The sequence below is a fragment of the Brachybacterium squillarum M-6-3 genome, from assembly GCF_000225825.1.
Taxonomy (GTDB): Bacteria; Actinomycetota; Actinomycetes; order Actinomycetales; family Dermabacteraceae; genus Brachybacterium; species Brachybacterium squillarum.
In genome coordinates, this window is record NZ_AGBX01000006.1 from 130,985 (window position 1) to 148,661 (window position 17,677).

Annotated in this window: 17 protein-coding genes and 1 pseudogene; 10 read left to right on the forward strand and 8 right to left on the reverse strand. The window is 69.3% G+C overall.

Annotation, left to right across the window (positions count from 1 at the left end; genetic code table 11):
• Positions 1-18: 18 nt before the first annotated feature.
• The 4 genes from OM98_RS08420 to cmtR all read right to left on the reverse strand — a co-directional run bounded on the left by OM98_RS08420 (position 19) and on the right by cmtR (position 2,592).
• A complete protein-coding gene (locus tag OM98_RS08420; protein ID WP_083837746.1) occupies positions 19-525 on the reverse strand; it encodes an MmcQ/YjbR family DNA-binding protein in 507 nt (168 codons plus the stop codon).
• Positions 440-1,210 carry a hypothetical protein gene (locus tag OM98_RS08425; protein ID WP_010534178.1) on the reverse strand — a complete coding sequence of 257 codons (771 nt, stop codon included), beginning with the start codon at positions 1,208-1,210 and terminating at the stop codon, positions 440-442. Before OM98_RS08425 ends, OM98_RS08420 begins: the two co-directional genes overlap by 86 nt.
• Before the next feature lie 423 nt (positions 1,211-1,633).
• Complete coding sequence (locus OM98_RS08430) at positions 1,634-2,236, reverse strand: cadmium resistance transporter (protein WP_010534179.1); 603 nt, start codon at positions 2,234-2,236, stop codon at positions 1,634-1,636.
• Positions 2,233-2,592, reverse strand: a complete 360-nt coding sequence (gene cmtR / locus OM98_RS15225; protein ID WP_083837747.1) for a Cd(II)/Pb(II)-sensing metalloregulatory transcriptional regulator CmtR — start codon at positions 2,590-2,592, stop codon at positions 2,233-2,235. The genes OM98_RS08430 and cmtR overlap by 4 nt, the downstream gene beginning before the upstream one ends.
• A 193-nt stretch (positions 2,593-2,785) precedes the next feature.
• Between cmtR and OM98_RS08435 the strand changes: the two genes are divergently transcribed.
• The 3 genes from OM98_RS08435 to OM98_RS08445 are packed head-to-tail and all read left to right on the forward strand — an operon-like array spanning position 2,786 to position 5,602.
• Positions 2,786-3,382: a recombinase family protein gene (locus tag OM98_RS08435; protein WP_010534181.1), complete on the forward strand. Its 597-nt coding sequence runs from the start codon at positions 2,786-2,788 to the stop codon at positions 3,380-3,382.
• 7 nt (positions 3,383-3,389) lie between these two features.
• On the forward strand, positions 3,390-4,787 hold the full coding sequence (locus OM98_RS08440; protein ID WP_029362780.1) for a Mu transposase C-terminal domain-containing protein: 1,398 nt from the start codon (positions 3,390-3,392) through the stop codon (positions 4,785-4,787).
• Complete coding sequence (locus tag OM98_RS08445) at positions 4,784-5,602, forward strand: AAA family ATPase (RefSeq protein WP_010534183.1); 819 nt, start codon at positions 4,784-4,786, stop codon at positions 5,600-5,602. The genes OM98_RS08440 and OM98_RS08445 overlap by 4 nt, the downstream gene beginning before the upstream one ends.
• 35 nt (positions 5,603-5,637) lie before the next feature.
• Here the strand turns inward: OM98_RS08445 and OM98_RS15230 are convergent.
• A pseudogene (locus tag OM98_RS15230) lies at positions 5,638-5,823 on the reverse strand (transposase); the annotation flags it as partial.
• A gap of 330 nt (positions 5,824-6,153) precedes the next feature.
• Between OM98_RS15230 and istA the strand changes: the two are divergent.
• Complete coding sequence (istA, locus tag OM98_RS08450; RefSeq protein ID WP_245528754.1) at positions 6,154-7,461, forward strand: IS21 family transposase; 1,308 nt, start codon at positions 6,154-6,156, stop codon at positions 7,459-7,461.
• Positions 7,458-8,261: an IS21-like element helper ATPase IstB gene (gene istB / locus OM98_RS08455; protein WP_010534185.1), complete on the forward strand. Its 804-nt coding sequence runs from the start codon at positions 7,458-7,460 to the stop codon at positions 8,259-8,261. Before istA ends, istB begins: the two co-directional genes overlap by 4 nt.
• 277 nt (positions 8,262-8,538) lie before the next feature.
• Here the strand turns inward: istB and merA are convergent, their stop codons facing one another.
• Positions 8,539-9,942, reverse strand: a complete 1,404-nt coding sequence (gene merA, locus OM98_RS08460) for a mercury(II) reductase (RefSeq protein WP_010534186.1) — start codon at positions 9,940-9,942, stop codon at positions 8,539-8,541.
• A gap of 105 nt (positions 9,943-10,047) precedes the next feature.
• Here merA and OM98_RS08465 point away from each other — a divergent pair, with 105 nt between their 5' ends.
• A complete protein-coding gene (locus OM98_RS08465) occupies positions 10,048-10,437 on the forward strand; it encodes a heavy metal-responsive transcriptional regulator (protein ID WP_010534187.1) in 390 nt (129 codons plus the stop codon).
• 97 nt (positions 10,438-10,534) lie between these two features.
• On the opposite strand, the gene nhaA is transcribed toward OM98_RS08465, so the two are convergent.
• Positions 10,535-12,004 (reverse strand): Na+/H+ antiporter NhaA, encoded by a 1,470-nt coding sequence (gene nhaA, locus OM98_RS08470; RefSeq protein WP_425358398.1) that lies wholly within the window; start codon positions 12,002-12,004, stop codon positions 10,535-10,537.
• A 542-nt stretch (positions 12,005-12,546) separates the two neighbouring features.
• Here nhaA and dnaK point away from each other — a divergent pair.
• The 4 genes from dnaK to OM98_RS08490 all read left to right on the forward strand — a co-directional run bounded on the left by dnaK (position 12,547) and on the right by OM98_RS08490 (position 16,699).
• Positions 12,547-14,412 carry a molecular chaperone DnaK gene (gene dnaK, locus OM98_RS08475; RefSeq protein WP_010534189.1) on the forward strand — a complete coding sequence of 622 codons (1,866 nt, stop codon included), beginning with the start codon at positions 12,547-12,549 and terminating at the stop codon, positions 14,410-14,412.
• Entirely contained in the window at positions 14,412-15,062 is a 651-nt protein-coding gene (locus OM98_RS08480) for a nucleotide exchange factor GrpE (protein WP_010534190.1), read from the forward strand. Before dnaK ends, OM98_RS08480 begins: the two co-directional genes overlap by 1 nt.
• A gap of 144 nt (positions 15,063-15,206) precedes the next feature.
• On the forward strand, positions 15,207-16,256 hold the full coding sequence (locus OM98_RS08485; RefSeq protein ID WP_010534191.1) for a DnaJ C-terminal domain-containing protein: 1,050 nt from the start codon (positions 15,207-15,209) through the stop codon (positions 16,254-16,256).
• The gene (locus OM98_RS08490; protein ID WP_010534192.1) at positions 16,253-16,699 is read left to right on the forward strand and encodes a heat shock protein transcriptional repressor HspR; all 447 of its coding nucleotides are present in this window, start codon (positions 16,253-16,255) and stop codon (positions 16,697-16,699) included. The genes OM98_RS08485 and OM98_RS08490 overlap by 4 nt, the downstream gene beginning before the upstream one ends.
• A 490-nt stretch (positions 16,700-17,189) precedes the next feature.
• Here OM98_RS08490 and OM98_RS14540 read toward each other — a convergent pair whose 3' ends face one another.
• Positions 17,190-17,666: a TVP38/TMEM64 family protein gene (locus OM98_RS14540; protein ID WP_010534193.1), complete on the reverse strand. Its 477-nt coding sequence runs from the start codon at positions 17,664-17,666 to the stop codon at positions 17,190-17,192.
• Positions 17,667-17,677: the final 11 nt, after the last annotated feature.

Here is a 17,677-nt window from a genome sequence, read left to right on the forward strand (position 1 = left end):
CGCGGAACTCACGACCCATCATGCCGCCGGCCCGTCGGTCGAGGAGGAGCCGGTGCCGCCCTCCGCGGCGAGGAAGGTCTGCGGATCCACCGGCCGCCGCACCTGCGGCAGCGTCTCGACGGCCAGCAGGTAGGAGTCCGTGACGAGCTCGCGCGCGAACTCCGCCTCGAGCCCGCCGGGGCTCAGCGTGATCCAGTGCCGCTTGTTCATGTGACAGCCGGGCGTGATCTCCGGATGCGTCGACCGGAGCGCCTCCGCGTCGCGCGGCTCGACCTTCAGCACCACGCTCGGCTCGCCCTTCACCTCGGTGAGCAGCAGGAACATCTTCCCGAGCACCTTCGCGACCCCGGCGCCCGGACCGACGGGCATCTCGAACGCCGCAGCGGGCAGCTCGAGCGCACGATCTCCTGCAGGACGGTCCCGCCCATCGCCTCTCTTCTCATCCCTGCTGCTGGATGATGCCGATCTTCTGCCACACCTTGCGGGCCATGTCCGAGGTGAGCGCCTCGATGCCCTCGACCGCATCCAGCACGTCCCCGTCCGTGGTGTGTTCCGCGAAGAGCGCCGCGCTCTTGCCCACCAGCGACAGCATCTCCGTGCAGAAGTCGAGGTAGCGGGTCAGCTCCGTGCGGCCCAGGTCCAGCCCGCCGTCCTCGCGCGAGCCGCGCTCGAGCCGCTCGGGCACCTTGGTCAGCTGGTGCATGTCGATCACGTGGGCCAGGGAGCGCAGACGGTGCAGGATCCGCAGCACGCGCGCCCGCTCCATCCTCTCCGGGACCCGCAGCAGGAAGAACACCGCTACCCCGCCGAAGACGAGGTCGTTGATGATCGTCTCGAGCAGCGGTAGCACGTCCAGGGGGCCCAGCACGTCGCGCTCCGCGAACAGGTCCACCGCCGCGAGCGCGACAGCCCCGCCGAGGAACAGCGCGACCGCGAGCATCGCGAGCCGTGAGAGCAGTCGGGCGAGCCGCACCCGTCGGCGGCTGATGCCGGTGCCGGCGTTGATCTCGTCCACGAGCCCCACCACCTCCCGGCACACCTCCCACAGAGTGCGATCGGGGAAGCGGGTCATGATCCGGTGTTCGAGCGCCGCGGCCGAGCGGCGCACCGCCTGCCCGTCCAGACGCTGGAAGCGGCTCGAGGAGGGCGGCTCGTCGGAGTGGTCTTCAGGGCGGGGCGCGGGGGCCGACGGGTCGGTGGTCGGAGACATGCAGCGAGGCTAAGGGATCCGACGGGAACGGGTGTGGCGTCGACCCCGTGCTCCCCCGGGGAGCCCTCGAGCGCCCGCAGGTCTGCGCCGGGACCGTCGGCCTCGGCGACGGCCCGTCGAGGGCGCGCAGGGCCACGGAGGCAGCACTGTCCTGCCGACCATCGAGCAGGGGCTGATGCGACAGCGGGGCGACTTGGCGGTCTGGGTGCCCCGCTGAGGGGACCATCGGCCGCCAGCGGGTAGCGCAACTCGCACGGTCCTGGATCGGTACGCTGTGGCTTCGTTCGCTTGGTGGCGGGGTTTTTGCAGCGCTCCGTGGCGGTCTTGTTGCCGCGATCACGCAGGACTGGCTGCAGGTAGGTGTCGCGGTCTGAACCGAGAGGGGTGCGCCCGGTCGGGGCCGTTTGGATCGCTGCCGCTACGTCAGAGTCCGAAGGCTCCGCCGCTGACGAGGATCACGATGCCGAGGCCGATGAGAACGATGGGGAAGAGGATGTGCTCCCAGCGTTCGAGCACTTCGGCGATCGGGGGGCGGGTGGCGACGAACTTTGCCAGGGCCACCAGGACCGCGACGAGCGCGAGGAAGACTATGCAGTAGGCGACTGCTGCGAGAGGTTCCACGCTGAGGAAGACAGGGGTGTAGACGCCGATGTTGTCGCCGCCGTTGGCAAGGGTGACGCCTGCGACGGTCCACACGCCGACCTTCTTGCCGGCAACCTTGGCCTCGTCGTCATCGTCGTCATCGTCTCCGCGCCAGGCCTGCCATGCGGCCCAGAGGCCGAGGCCCAGAGGGATGAGACCGAAGTACGGGATGGCTGTCGAGGGCAGGAATGCTCCGGCGCCGATGGTCACCAGGACCGCGGTACCGAGGATGCCGGCGAATCCGAGGTACTGGCCGGCCAGAATGCGGGCGGTAGTGCCGCGCTGGCCTGCCCCTCGCGCGAAGAAGAGGGAGAGCACGATGATGTCGTCGATGTTGGTCGCTGCGAACAGGCCCATCGCCTGCAAGACCGAGGTGAGGATCATGCGCCCTCCCCAGCTGCGTCGCATCCGGGAAGCGAGCAGGCGGGATCGATGCACGGGGCGTCTTCGTCCACTGCCAGGGTGGCATCGACCAGTGCCGTCAGCGCCTGCGCCAGGTGCGAATCGGCGATCTCATATCGTGTCCGACGACCCTCGGGCTCGGAGACGACGATCCCGCAATTGCGCAGGCATGCCAGGTGGTTGGACACGTTCGGGCGTGTCAGGTCCAGATCTCGGGCCAGTTCCGCCGGGTAAGCGGGATGGTCGAGCAGGGTCAAGATGATCCGGGATCGAGTGGGGTCGGCCAGTGCACGACCCAGGCGGTTCATCACGTCGAGACGCGAAGCAATAGTCAGCATGAACTGAACTATACAGCGCGCACTGAACACTCGGTCACAGGCGTCAGCCCAGATCGCATGCCCGTAAGGGGAACCCTCACCGGACACCACCGCTACTGATCGAGAGGAACGACGGCACGCCTGGTGGGCTGTCCCGTAAGACCCGTCCGGTGAACTGTCCGGTGAAGGGAGGCTATATGACACACTGGGGAGCATGTCCCCCTTGAAGGTCGGCTATGCCCGAGTCTCCACCGACGAGCAGGACCTGACCGCGCAGCGTGACGGACTCGCGGCGTTCGGCGTCGATCCCAAGCGCATCTACGTCGATCACGGGCTCACGGGCCGCAACGCCGACCGTGAGGGCCTGCGGCAGGCGCTGGCTGCCTGTCGGGACGGCGATACGTTCGTGGTCACCAAGCTCGATCGGCTGGCGCGTTCAGTCCGTGATGCCCACCAGATCGCCGACGACCTCGCGGCGCGGGAAGTGAAGCTGAGCATCGCCGGATCGGTGTACGACCCGACCGACCCGATGGGGAAACTGTTGTTCAACGTGCTGGCGATGGTCGCCGAGTTCGAAGCCGACCTCATCCGTGCCCGCACCCGCGAGGGGATGAAGGTCGCCAAGGCCAAGGGCCGGCTGCGCGGGAAGTCACCGAAACTCACCCCCCGGCAAGAAGCTCACCTCGTCCAGCTACATGCTGCCGACGAGCACACCGTGGGCGAGCTGGCCGAGCTGTTCAGCGTGGGCCGCTCCACGGTCTACCGCGCCCTTCAGCGCGCCGAGCGCGGGCGCGAGAACGCCTTGCAGTAGGTGCGTCGTGGACGCTCGAGCGCGGTGGCGAATCCTCAGGCTCCACGTCGAGGACCAGGTGCCCCTCGCGCGCTTAGCTCGCGAGACCGATGTAGGGCTGCGGACCCTGGAGCGCTGGCACGCCCGCTACCGCGCCGACGGCTACGCCGGACTGGAGACAGCCTCACGGGCGGACGCCGGCTCCCGCCGCCTTCCGCCCGACCTCGTCGACCTGATCGAGGGCCTGGCACTGAGCAAGCCGCGGCCGGCCATCGCCACGATCCATCGCAAAGTCACGGGCATCTGCGCCGCCCGGAGGTGGCCGGTCCCCTCCTACTCGGTGGTGTGGGACATCGTGCGGACCCTGGATCCCGGCATGGTCACCCTCGCCCTGGAGGGCGCAGCGTCCTACCGCGACAAGCACGAGCTGGTGCTACGCCGGCAAGCAGAGCTGCCCAACGCGATGTGGCAATCCGATCACACCATGCTCGACATCCTGGTGGTGGGCACCGACGGCAAGCCCGCACGGCCATGGCTGACAACGATCCTCGACGACTGCTCCCGCGCGATCTGCGGCTACACCGTCTTCCTGGGCGCACCGTCGGCGATGAACACCGCCCTGGCGCTGCGCCAAGCGATCTGGCACAAGACCGACCCGGCCTGGCCGATGTGCGGCCTGCCCGACGTGCTCTACGTCGACCACGGCAGCGACTTCACCAGTGACCAGCTCGCCCACACCGCCGTCGACCTCCACATCCGACTGATCCACTCCACCGTCGCCCGACCCCAGGGACGGGGCAAGATCGAACGGTTCTTCGACACCATCAACACCGAGCTACTCGCCACCCTGCCCGGACTCATCACCGAAGGGCACCCCTGGCCGACACCGAAACTGTCCCTGGCCGCCCTCGATAGCGCCCTGGAGGCGTTCGTGGCCACCTACAACGACCGCACGCACAGCGAGCTCGGAACCTCCCCGCGCAGCGCGTGGATCGCCGATGGCTGGCTGCCCCGAATGCCCGAGAGCCTGGAAGACCTCGACAGACTGCTGTTAACCGTCGCCAAGACCCGCGTCGTGCGCCGCGATGGCATCCGCTTCCAGGGCCTGCGCTACGTCTCCCCAACGCTGGCCGGCTACGTCGGACGCTCGGTCGTGATCCGCTACGACCCCCGCGACATCACCGAGATCCGCGTCTTCGATCACGACGAATTCGTCTGCAAGGCAGTCAACCAAGAGCACCACGACCAGAAGGTCAGCCTCAAGGAGATCCAGGCCGCGCGCAACGCCCGCCGCCGGGCGCTGCGAGCCGGCATCAACGAACGCATCGCCCTCGTGGCCGCACCTACCGAGACGCCACGGATCACCGAAGCACCGGCTCCGGCGCCGAGGTCAGCGTTGAAGATCTACAAGGAGGACCTCAGGTGAGCCAGCGCTTCATCGTCACCAAGGAGCACCGCCGCTTCACCGAGTTCGCCGACGCCGTGCGCCGCGGGCACACCATCGGTTTGTGCTTCGGATCAGCCGGCGTAGGAAAGACACTCTCCGCACGCCGCTACGCACACTACGAGAAGGCTCATGACCTGCTGACCTACTGGGGGCCGCGCGCCGACAACGACGCCAAGATCTACGCCGCCTTGAACCGGAGCCGCACCGTGCTCTACACCCCCAGCGTGCTGACCACCCCGCGGACCCTGAAGGACGAGCTGACCCAAGCCATCACCCGCACCAACATGTGCATCGAGCAGCACCTCGTACCTCCCGGCACGGCCACTCCCGAGGCCTGGGGATGGCGACACGGCAGGAACTACGTGGAGCTGATCATCGTCGACGAGGCCGAACGACTGCGTCCCGCCGCGCTGGAACTGCTGCGCGATCGCTACGACCGCGACGGCATCGCCCTGATCCTGATCGGCATGCCCGGCCTGGAGAAGCAGTTCAGCCACTACCCCCAGTTCTACAGCCGAGTCGGCTTCGCCCACCAGTACCGGCCCCTGGGACAAGACGAACTGCTGTTCGTCCTCGAGCGACACTGGCGATCCCTCGGCAAGACCCTCGACCCCGACGACTTCACCGACGCCCAAGCCATCGCAGCCATCGCACGGATCACCCGCGGCAACTTCCGGCTCCTCGAACGCCTCTTCCCCCAGATCCAGCGGGCCCTGAAGATCAACGAACTCGACACCATCACCAACGACGTCATCGAAGCCGCACAGAGCACCCTGGTCATCGGTGTCACCTGACCCCGCCATGAAGCGACCGAAGAACCCCGCCATTCAGCAGACGAAGTCACACCGTCAGCCGCGGTCTTCTTCCCACTCCCGTGGGTCTCGAGCCACTGTCGCAGCGTGCCTCGGACGATCCCGAGGTCCTCCGCGATACCGCGGAGCGTCGCTCCCGGTGTCGACTCGTACAGGTCAACCGCCTGCTGGCGAAACTCTTCGGAGTAGTTCTTCCTGGCCATGGTTCATGATCTCGCTTCCCCAGCAGATGCTGGAATCAGCGTGTCCACGAACAAGGGTCAGGCCCCCACCACCACCGGCGAGTTTTCTCAACGCCACCCTGAACCGGCCCAACCACACAGCGAGGATTCAGCCTCCGTGCCGCCACAGCTACCGGCGAGATGAGGTCGGCGCTGATGACGCTCGCTGAACTTCCCCACTTCTGCTCATCGAATTTCCCCAGTCTGGGTCGCTCCGTCGCATGAGGCGGGCCGCCCTGGATGCTGGTGGTCTCTGACCACTCACCAGCCTTCCAGGGAGGCCCTACGCTCATGCTCTCAGAGAGGAGCAGCGTGGATATCCACGCTCTACGCCGGCAGGGATTCACGATCAGTGAGATCGCCCGACGCACCGGCCACGACCGCAAGACCATCCGTTCCTACCTCCGCGGCGACCGCGAACCGGGCGTGCGCCGGCGCGCCGTCCCGGACGTGTTCGAGCCGTTCACTGACTACGTCACCGCGCGGCTGATCGAGGACCCTCACCTCTGGGCGGTGACCCTGCTGGACGAGCTGCGCCCGCTGGGCTTCGAGGGCTCGTATCAGACGCTCACCAGGCACATTCGTGACCGGTCATTGCGGCCGGCCTGCCAGGCCTGCGCCCACGTGACCCGCCGGCCGAACGCGGTGATCGAGCACCCACCCGGGGAGGAGACCCAGTTCGACTGGCTCGAGCTGCCCGATGCGCCCGGCCACTGGGGCTATCCGACCAAAAGAGCGTTCGTGCTGGTCGGCTCGCTCGCCCACTCCGGTGTCTGGCGGGCCGCGATCGCTCCCTCGATGGACCTGCCCCATCTGCTGGCCGCGATGACGACCGTCCTTGCCCTGCTGGGCGGGCTGACACGCACCTGGCGGTTCGATCGGATGCGGACCGTGCTGGACCCTGCCACCGGAGACCTGACCGCGATGTTCTCCGCGTTCGCGAAGCATTACGGAGTCCGGGCCGTGGTCTGTCGGCCCCGCTCCGGGAACCGTAAGGGCGTGGTGGAGAAGAACAACCACACCGCCGCCCAACGCTGGTGGCGGACCCTGCCCGACGAGACCACCGCCGAGCAGGCCCAGGCCTCGCTCGAGACCTTCGCCGCCCGGCAGGACGGGCGCCGCCGCGAGAGCCCGACCGGAACTACGACGGCCCTCCAGATGCGGGCCACAGAGCGGCTCCGACCGCTGCCGTCGATCGCGTTCCCGGTGGTGGTGACCGAGCAGCGGACCGTCTCGCGGCAAGCGTTGATCCACTGGCGCGGCAACCGCTACTCCGTCCCGCCCGAGCTGGCGATGGCCACCGTGAATGTTCACCAGCCCCTCGGCGCGGACCACATCGAGATCGCCACCACCTCCGGCGCCATGCTCGCCCGCCACCAGCTGGCCGAGGCCGGCCTCGGGATCACCCAGCGCACCGACCAGCACGTCACCGCGCTCGAGTCGATCGCTCTGGCCTCCGCCCCACCGGGCCGGCCTCACCGCCGCAAGGAACGCATCCCACCCGGGGCTGCGTCCCTGGCCGCGGCACAGGCCCTGACCGGGTCGCCCGCACCGACTGCGACCGTGATCGACCTGGCCGCCTATGAGCAGGCCGCGAAGAACAGGAACACCCTCACATGACCACCACACCCACTACCGCGAGCGCCTATCAGCAGCTTCGCGGCCACCTGACCGAGCTGAAGCTGGCCGACGCCGCCGAGGCTCTCCCCGGCATCCTTGACCAGGCACAGGCAGAGGACTGGACCCTCACAGGCGCCCTGGAGCGCCTGCTGGCCATCGAGGTCTCCGCCACCGAGAAACGGCGCCTCGCGGGCCGGTTCCGGTTCGCGAACCTACCCAACGGCGCCACTTTGGAGAACTTCGACCATGACGCCGCTTCCGGCATCGACCCCAGCCTGCTCACGGAGTTGGGGACCTGCCGGTTCCTCGAGAACGCGACGAACGTGCTGCTCATCGGCCCTCCCGGAGTGGGCAAGACCCACATCGCCACCGGCCTCGGCCACGCCGCAGTCAACGCCGGCTACCGGGTCTACTTCACCTCAGCTGCGGACCTCGCCGCCCGCTGCCACCGCGCCGCGATCGAGGGCAAGTGGTCCACCATGATGCGGTTCTTCGCCGGCCCCACCCTGCTGATCATCGACGAGCTCGGCTACCTGCCGCTGCCCGCCGAAGCAGCATCAGCCCTGTTCCAAGTCATCAACCAGCGCTACCTGAAGACCTCGATCGTGATCACCACGAACAGACCCGTCGGCGCCTGGGGCGAGATCCTCGGCGACACCACCGTCGCCGCCGCCATGCTCGACCGGCTCCTCCACCGCTCCGTCGTGGTCACCCTCGACGGCGCGTCCTACCGACTCCGCAACCACCACGCCGCCGCCGAAGAAATCCGCCGCGCCACGACCGGCACGAACCTCGGCTAACCTAACCCCGCGACCCGGGGAAGTTCACCGAGCAACTCTGGGGAAAATCGATGAGCGCCATCAGCGCGGCGTGCTCCGGTCACTGCCAGGACGATGGCGGCGATAGTGAGCACGGCGGCGGTGCCGGTGAAAACACCGCGCCGAGACCGGCTACACCGAAGGCCAGCAGCAAGGGTGCCCGATGCAGAACAGGCGCACTGCTGCACCAGTACCGAGGACCAGGCGTCCCCGGCGCTCCGGCCCGGGCCTCGGATTGGGCCAGTGGATACGAGGGATCTCAGGCGCAGCAGGACGTCGGCATCTGGTTGCGGAAGAGGCCGGCGACGATGCGCAGACTCTCCGCCATGGTCAGGTACGGCGCCCAGGTGTCGGCCAGATCATCAACGGTCATGCCGGCCTTGATGGCGTAGGTGGCCGCCAGCATGATCTCCCCGGCGCCGTCGGCCAGAGCGTGCACGCCCAGCACCTTGCCGGTCGTGGCGTCAACTACGAGCTTCACCGCGCCCCTGGTGTCGTGCTGGACCAACGCCCGAGGGACGTCGGATAGGCCCAGGACCCGGCAGTCGCACACGTACCCGCGGGCGAGGGCCTCGTCCTCTGTCAGCCCTGCCGAGGCCAGCTGGGGCCTGGTGAACACGACCGCAGGCAGACCGGTGTAGTCCACGCGTGCGGGCGTGGCCCGACCGTCGTCGGCAAGTGCGTTGAGCGCGGCGGCCCGACCGCCGGCGGCGGCTACGTAGTCGTACTGAGGAGCCCCCGAGACGTCACCGGCGGCGTAGATGCGCGGGTTGGAGGTGCGCTGGGACTCGTCGACCACGACGAAGCCCCGCTCGTCCACGTCCACCGCGGCAGCGGCCAGGTCCAGGCCGTCGGTGCGCGCGAAGCGCCCGGTGGCCACCAACAGCCGTGCTCCGCGGACCTGCGCGCCGGAGGCGGTGCTCACCACGACGTCCTGTCCATGAGGACCGATGCCGGTGGCCACCGCGGTCGCGTGCTCCTCGACCACCGTGATGCCATCGTCGGCGAAAACCTCCCGAAGCCCCTGGGCCAGCTCCGGCTCGGCGTGGGGCGCCAGACGCCCGACCACCGACACCCGGGCACCGAGGTGGGCGAACAGCTGGGCCTGCTCCATCCCGACATAGCCGCCACCGATGACGACCAGGGACTTGGGCAGCTCGGTGAGCTCCATCGCCGTGGTCGAGGTCAGCCAGTCCACGGACTCAAGGCCGGCCACGTCCGGGACGGCGGGGGTGGAGCCGGTGGCGATCAGGTAGGCCCGGGCCCGCAGCACCGCGCCGTCGACGGCCATGGTGTCCTTGTTCAGGAAGGCGGCCTGGCCCGAGCGGACCTCGAAGCCGTAGGCGGCGGCTACGTCGGCGTACTTCGCCTCGCGCAGGCTCTCGATCAGGCCATCCTTCTGCGCCACTAGGGCGCCCAGATCCACCGGTCCGGCTGACGTCGGGACGCCTGCGAAGGGGTTGGTCAGCGCGGCGTGCCGCGCTCCGGCGGCCGCCAGCAGCGTCTTGGACGGCACACAGCCGATGTTCACGCACGTGCCGCCGAGGACGCCGCGTTCGATCAACACCACACTCTTGCCGGCCTGGCTGGCCGCGATCGCCGCCGACATGGCCGCGCCTCCTGACCCGATCACGGCCAAATCGACGTCGTAGTCCTCACCCATATCGCACATCTCCTTTGCGTTGCACGTCTCCAGTGACCAGAATGGACCTTCCAGTGCAGGGAAAGGTCAAGATGAACGTGGAAGCCGTTCGAGCAAGGAGGCGCCGTGCGGATCGGTGAGCTGGCCGAGGCCAGCGGCACCACAACCAAGACGCTGCGCTTCTACGAAGAAGCCGGGCTGCTGCCCGCACCGGACCGAACCGCCAACGGCTACCGCGACTACGCCGCTGAAGCCCTGGCGCGCCTGGGCTTCATCCGCCGCAGCCGCACCGCTGGGTTCACTCTGGCCCAAATCCGCGAGGTCCTCGACATCCGCGACGCCGGGGTCGCACCCTGCCGGCACGTGCAAGATCTGCTCGAGACCCGCCTGGACGACCTGGACCGCCAAATCGCCGACCTACAGGCACTGCGACACACCGTCGCCCAACTCAGCAACGCTGCCGCCACGGTCGACCCGACCGACTGCGACGCCACGACCATCTGCCGCTACCTGTGATCCGCACGGTCCCGAACCTGGCTGGCGCAGTGCCCACCGCTTGGTGCCGAACAGCGTCCCGGGGACCGATCGACCCGGCCCCGCTGGCCATCGCTCGTCAGTGAGACCGCCACGAAGCGACCGAAGAACCCCGCCAATTAGCGGACGGAGTCACAACAAGGGTGAGCCGGGCGTCCTCCGGCCCGCGGATGTGATCCACCTCGGGGTCCACCGGAGAGTCGAGCGTCATCGGGAGATCCGCCGTCTCCTCTCCCCACCGACGGGCCGCGACCTTGAAGATCGACCAGCCCAGAACAGTGGCGAGCACCATCGCCACGAGCACGCCCAGCGTCGCCTGGCGCCCCAGATCCGAGGAGGAGTCGAAAGCGAGGCTGATGACCAGCAGCGACACGGTGAAACCGATGCCCGAAAGTGCTGCCCCGCCGAACACGCTGCCCATTCCGACCCCCTCCGGCAGTCGGCCTGCGCCCATCCGAACGGCGAGGAGCGTCGCGATCCCGATTCCGAGGAGCTTGCCGAGCACGAGCCCCGCGATGACGCCCCACGTCACAGGCGAGCTCAGCGAGTCGGCCACCACCCCGCCGCCCAGGTCGACCCCGGCATTGGCCAGAGCGAAGATCGGCACGACCAGCAACGCCGTGGGGAGACGGAGGTAATCGTGCAATCGCTCGTTGACCGACACGCCCTTGGACAGCCCCCGTCCGACGGCACGCGCCGAGGAAGCGCTCGGGGATTGCCAGAAGTCGCGGAACAGCTGACGGGCGGCGACCACCTCGTGCCGTTGCGTCGGGTAGGCGGGGATCAGAAGGCCGGCGATCATGCCCGTCAGCGAGGCGTGGATGCCGGAGGACAGAGTCGCCACCCACAGCACGATGACGATCCCCACGTACGGAGCGGCACTCCACTGCCGGGAACGGCCCACCAGCCACAGGGCGACGAGGCAGCCGAGAGCGACCAGCAGCGGGACGGGCCGGATCTCGTCGCTGTAGAACACCCCGATGATCGATACCGCAAGGAAGTCGTCGACCACCGTGAGGGTCAGGAGGAAGACGCGAAGCTGCCCGGAAAGCCGGGGGCCGACGATCGCGAGAGCACCGAGCATGAACGCCGTGTCCGTTCCGACGACCGCCCCCCACCCGCGAAGCCCCTCGCCACCGGACGCGCCGACGACCAGGACATACACCAGCGCGGGCAACGCCACGCCCGTGAAACCGGCGATCGCTGCCAGGCGTGCGCGACTGCTGTCCCGCAGAGCCCCATACGCAAACTCCTGGCGCACCTCGAGACCCACGACGAAGAAGAACACGACCATGAGCCCGTCGTTGATCCAGTGGTGCAGATCCAGGTGCAACCCGAACGGGCCGACGTCGATCCCCACGCTCTGGTGCCACAACTCGACATAGGAAGAGGACAGCGGCGAGTTCGCCCAGAGGAGAGCGAAGACCGTGACGACGATGAGCAGGACGGCCGAACCCGACTCCGTGCGGAGTCTTCCGGCTACTCCGCGCGAGGGCGAAGTTGAGTGGGGCACGGCGCGATTCTGCCTGAACGTGCTGGCCGGCGCCACTGGGACGGACCGGGTCCGATGCCGCTGCTGTTCGGGTCCGAGGGGGTGGACGGGCGGCCGTGGGAGACCGATCCCCAGCTGCGCGCGAGGGCCAGGGGACGCTCCGCCCGGCCTCAGTTCTCTTCGCGGCGAGCTCGACCCGCGCAACCAGCGATCCTGGCGTTCGGCGACGTGATGAGAGGCGAGGTCTGCGCGGAGCTGCCGGGCCTGGAGGCGTCGGGCCCGTATCGCAGCCCTCACCGTCATCGATGCCCTGGTCCAAGACGGGATCCGCGATCCAGTCACACCAGTGACAGACCGGTGAGATCACTGCCACCTCGTCGAGAACCTGCGAATGTGGCCTCCATCACGATCCGCCGTGCCGGGAATGAACCTGACCGGACCAGAGTTGAGTCGAGTGTACTCAAGAATGGAGCTGCTCGGATTGACATCGTGAATCTCGGGTTCTCTACTTGAGTCCGTACAGCTCAAGTCTTGCAGCCGGCCGCTGGTCGGCAGCGAAGATCCCGTGCGGCGCATCCGTCGCAGAAAGGCAGGCACCCATGTCCCGTATCGTCGGAATCGATCTCGGCACCACCAACTCCGCCGTCGCCGTCCTCGAGGGCGGTCAGCCCACCGTCATCGCGAACGCCGAGGGCTCCCGCACCACCCCGTCGGTGGTCGCCTTCTCCAAGCAGGGCGAGGTGCTCGTCGGCGAAGTCGCCAAGCGTCAGGCCGTGACCAACGTCGACCGCACCATCTCCTCCGTCAAGCGCCACATGGGCACCGACTGGACCCAGGAGATCGACGGCAAGAAGTACACCGCGCCGGAGATCTCCGCGCGCATCCTCGGCAAGCTCAAGCGCGACGCCGAGGCCTACCTGGGTGAGCCCGTCACCGACGCGGTCATCACCGTCCCGGCCTACTTCAGCGACTCCGAGCGCCAGGCCACCAAGGACGCCGGGCAGATCGCCGGCCTGAACGTGCTGCGCATCATCAACGAGCCCACCGCCGCGGCCCTCGCCTACGGCCTCGAGAAGGGCAACGACGACGAGCAGATCCTGGTCTTCGACCTCGGCGGCGGCACCTTCGATGTGTCCCTGCTCGAGGTGAGCAAGGACGAGGACGGCGCGGCCATCCAGGTCGAGGCCACCGCGGGCGACAACCGCCTAGGCGGCGACGACTGGGACCAGAAGGTCGTCGACTGGCTGATCGCACAGGTCAAGAACAAGGACGGCGTGGACCTCTCCAAGGACCGCATCGCCCTGCAGCGCCTCAAGGAGGCCGCGGAGCAGGCGAAGAAGGAGCTGTCCTCCTCCTCCAGCACCAACATCTCCCTGCAGTACCTCTCCATGACGGAGAACGGCCCGCTGCACCTGGACGAGAAGCTCTCCCGCGCCCAGTTCGAGGAGATGACCAAGGATCTCCTCGAGCGCACCAAGGCCCCCTTCCACCAGGTGATCAAGGACGCCGGCGTGAAGGTCTCCGACATCGACCACGTGGTCCTCGTCGGCGGCTCCACCCGTATGCCCGCCGTCTCCCAGCTGGTCAAGGACCTCACCGGCAAGGAGCCCAACAAGGGCGTCAACCCGGACGAGGTCGTGGCCGTGGGCGCCGCCCTGCAGGCCGCCGTCATCAAGGGCGACCGCAAGGACGTGCTGCTGATGGACGTCACCCCGCTCTCCCTCGGCATCGAGACCAAGGGCGGCGTGATGACCAAGCTCATCGAGCGCAACGCGGCCATCCCGACCAAGACCTCCGAGGTGTTCTCCACCGCCGAGGACAACCAGCCCTCCGTGGCCATCCAGGTGTTCCAGGGTGAGCGTCAGTTCACCCGGGACAACAAGCTGCTGGGCACCTTCGAGCTGACCGGCATCGCCCCGGCCCCCCGCGGCATGCCCCAGATCGAGGTCACCTTCGACATCGACTCCAACGGCATCGTGCACGTGGGCGCGAAGGACCGCGGCACCGGCAACGAGCAGTCCATCCAGATCACCGGTGGCTCCGCCCTCTCCGAGGAGGACATCGACCGGATGGTCAAGGACGCCGAGGCCCACGCCGCCGAGGACGAGGAGCGCCGCAAGAATGCCGACGCCCGCAACGGCCTCGAGCAGCTCGTCTACCAGGGCGAGAAGCTCCTGTCCGACAACGCGGACAAGGTCTCCGATGCGGACAAGACCAAGGCCGAGGACGCCATCAAGGACGCCAAGGACGAGCTCGCCAAGGACGACGCCGAGACCTCCGCCCTGGAGGCCAAGCGCGACGCCCTGAACGAGGCCCTGCAGGCCGTCGGCACCGCGATCTACTCGCAGGCCGAGGGCGCCGAGGGTGCGGAGGGAGCCGAGCAGGCTTCTTCCTCGTCGGCCTCCTCCGACGATGACGACGTGGTCGACGCCGAGATCGTGGACGAGGACGAGGAGAAGAAGTGATGACCGAGGACCGCAGCACTCCCGACGACGCCCCCGAGGGGGAGCCCCGGTTCTCCTTCTCCGACAAGCGCAAGGTGGACCCGACGGACGGCAGCGTCCGTCCGTCGGGCGCCGCCGGCGAGCAGCCCTCCGAGCCCGTCGACCCGATCGACGCGGAGGCCGCCGCCCTGTTCGGGCAGGCCGAGGCCGGCGCGGACGGGCACGGTGACGACGAGCGGATCCGGGCCCTCGAGGCCCAGGTAGCCGAGCTCACCGAGCAGAGCAAGCGCGAGCAGGCGGAGTACGTCAACTCCCGTCGTCGCATCGAGCAGGCCGCCGAGGCCGGCAAGGAGCAGGCCGCAGGCCGGGTCCTCGCCTCCCTGATCGGTGTGCTGGACGACATCGCCCTGGGCCGCGAGCACGGCGACATCGCCGAGGGGACCCCCTTCGGCTCCATCGCCGCGAAGCTCGAGGAGACCCTGCGCACGCAGGGCCTGGAGCGGTACGGCCAGGTCGGCGACGAGTTCGACCCCACCCTGCACGAGGCCCTCATGCACGAGGACGTCGAGGGTGCCGAGAGCACCACGATCAAGCTCGTCATGCAGGCCGGCTACACCGTGGGCGGGCGTGTGCTGCGCCCGGCCCGGGTGGCCACCCAGGGTCCCGCCTGAGCGGGCCCCCGGCCAACGGGGTGGGCAGGACCGGCACGGCCCTGCCCACCCCGCGCCGTACCACCGGCCGGGACCATCCTCCGGCCCGCCCCCGAAGACACATGACCATCATGTGCTGACGCTCCTGGAAGGAGGCGCGATCAAATGTCCGGACAGGACTGGCTCGACAAGGACTTCTACGCGGTCCTCGGCGTCTCGAAGGACGCCGACGCGCAGGAGATCAAGAAGGCGTACCGGAAGAAGGCCAAGGAGCTGCATCCGGATCGCCACCCCGACGACCCGAAGGCCGAGGACCGTTTCAAGACGGTCGGCGAGGCCTACGCGGTGCTTCACGACCCGGAGCAGCGCGAGCAGTACGACGCGATCCGCGCGATGGGCTCCGGCGGGGCCCGCTTCGCCGCGGGCCAGGGCGGCAACACCGGCCAGGCCGGCTTCGAGGACGTGTTCTCCTCGATGTTCGGCGGCGGCGGGGGCGGCCGCGGTGCCCGCTACTCCACCAGCTACGGCGGCGGCCAGGGCGGCGAGCCCGACCTCGAGGACATCCTGCGGATGTTCGGCGGTCAGGGCGGCGGCGGGGGCTTCCCCGGCGGTGCCGGCGGCTTCCCGGGCGGCTCCCAGGGCGGCTTCGGCGGCCCGCCGCGGGCGGCCAAGGGCGAGGACCTCACCGCGAGGCTGCGGATCCCCTTCCGCGACGCCGCGATGGGGACGGAGACCACGCTCGACGTGGGCGGACGCAGCATCACCACCCGCATCCCGGCCGGAGTGCACGACGGCCAGAAGATCCGCCTGCGCGGCAAGGGACAGCCCGGCCAGGGCTCCGCGCCCGCCGGCGACCTGATCCTCTCCGTCGAGGTGGAGCCGCACGCCGTCTGGTCCGCCGACGGGGCCGACCTGCACATCACCGTGCCGATCAGCTTCGACGAGGCCGTGCTCGGCACCACTCTCACGGTGCCGCTGCTCGACGGCGGCACGGTGAAGCTGAAGGTGCCCGCCGGCACCCCCTCGGGCCGCACCCTGCGCGTCCGCGGCAAGGGCCTGGTCACGAAGAAGCGCACCGGCGACCTGCTGGTCACCGTGCAGGTGGTCGTGCCCAGCCACGTGGAGGGCAAGGCCAAGCAGGCCCTCGAGGACCTCCGTGAGGCGCTCGCCGAGGAGGACCCGCGCGCGGGCCTGGCGGAGGCCGCCGCGCGATGAGCACCCCGCAGCACCGCATCGACGAGCGCGCCCCCGTGTTCGTGATCTCGGTGGCCGCGGAGCTCGCGGGCATGCACCCGCAGACGCTGCGCCAGTACGACCGCATCGGTCTGGTCTCGCCCCGCCGCACGGCGGGGCGGGGCCGCCGCTACAGCGCCCGCGACGTCGCGGCGCTGCGCGAGGTGCAGCGGCTCTCCCAGGAGGAGGGCATCAACCTGGCCGGGATCAAACGCATCCTGGAGCTGCAGGAGCAGGTCTCGGGCCTGCGCGAGCAGCTCGAGCGGGTCAACCAGGCCCTGGAGGCGATGGCCCCGGCCGACCGCCGCCGCGTCTTCGCCGCCGATCGCACCGGCGAGATCAACGCGGTGCGACGCGGGCAGCGTCCCGAACGGCGCCCCGGGGGAGCGATGGTGCTGTGGCGCGGCGGTCGCCGCCCGGACTGAGCCGCGACGCCTCCCGGCCGGGAAGGTCCGGACCTTCCTCGGCGACCTGATGGGTGAGCACCCCGTCGGGGAACTGCTCCCGGTACAGCGGGCCCCCGCACCAGCACGGGGTCCCGCAGGCCAGCGCCCGGGAGACGGCGGCCGTGAGCATCCGAGGGTCGGTGCGGCCGTACCAGACGAAGGTGACCTCGGGCCTCGCCGCGGCCATTCGCAGCCAGTCCAGGATCCCCTTGCGCTCCAGCTGCATCCCGACGCACACCACCACCTCCGCCCCGGCGCCCCGCGATCAGCCCGCGGGAGTAGTCGCTGGGGTTCACCACCACCTCCCCGCGGCGGTAGAGCCCGGCGGGCTGCTGGTGGCGGATCGCCGCCCCGATCCCGGACTCCCGGCCCAGGGCGCTGAGCCCGCCGGGGAACAGCACCCGCCGCGGCCGCTCGGCCGGTGGTGTGGCCCCGCGCTCCGCGTGCAGGGACGGGTCGCTCATCAGCATCATCGCGGTCTCCTCACCAGGGGAGCAGGTGCAGCAGCAGGGTGCTCACGCCGAGCCCGTAGGCGATCAGGGCGGCCGGCTTGCCGAGCAGGATGATCAGGGGTGAAGGTGCACGCACGCATCCGGGTGGTGCCGACCAGGTAGCGCAGCAGGTCGTCCGGGGCGATGGGCAGCACGATCGCGAGGGCGAAGGCGCCGGTGGCGCGGGGCCCGGAGAGCCGGTCCCGCATCGCGCCCAGGGGACGCGGCCCCACCAGGCGTCCGATCAGGCCCACCCCGTGGCGTCGCGCCAGCGCGAAGGCGGCCAGCGATCCCGCGCACACCCCCAGGTAGCCGAGGATCGTGACCTCGACGGGCCCGAAGAGCACGGGGGCGGCGACCACGAGCAGCCCGCCGGGCACCAGCGGGAAGGCGATCACTGCGACGGCGGAGGCCAGCACGTACACCACCGGTCCCGCCGGTCCGAGGGAGTCCATGACCGCGCGCA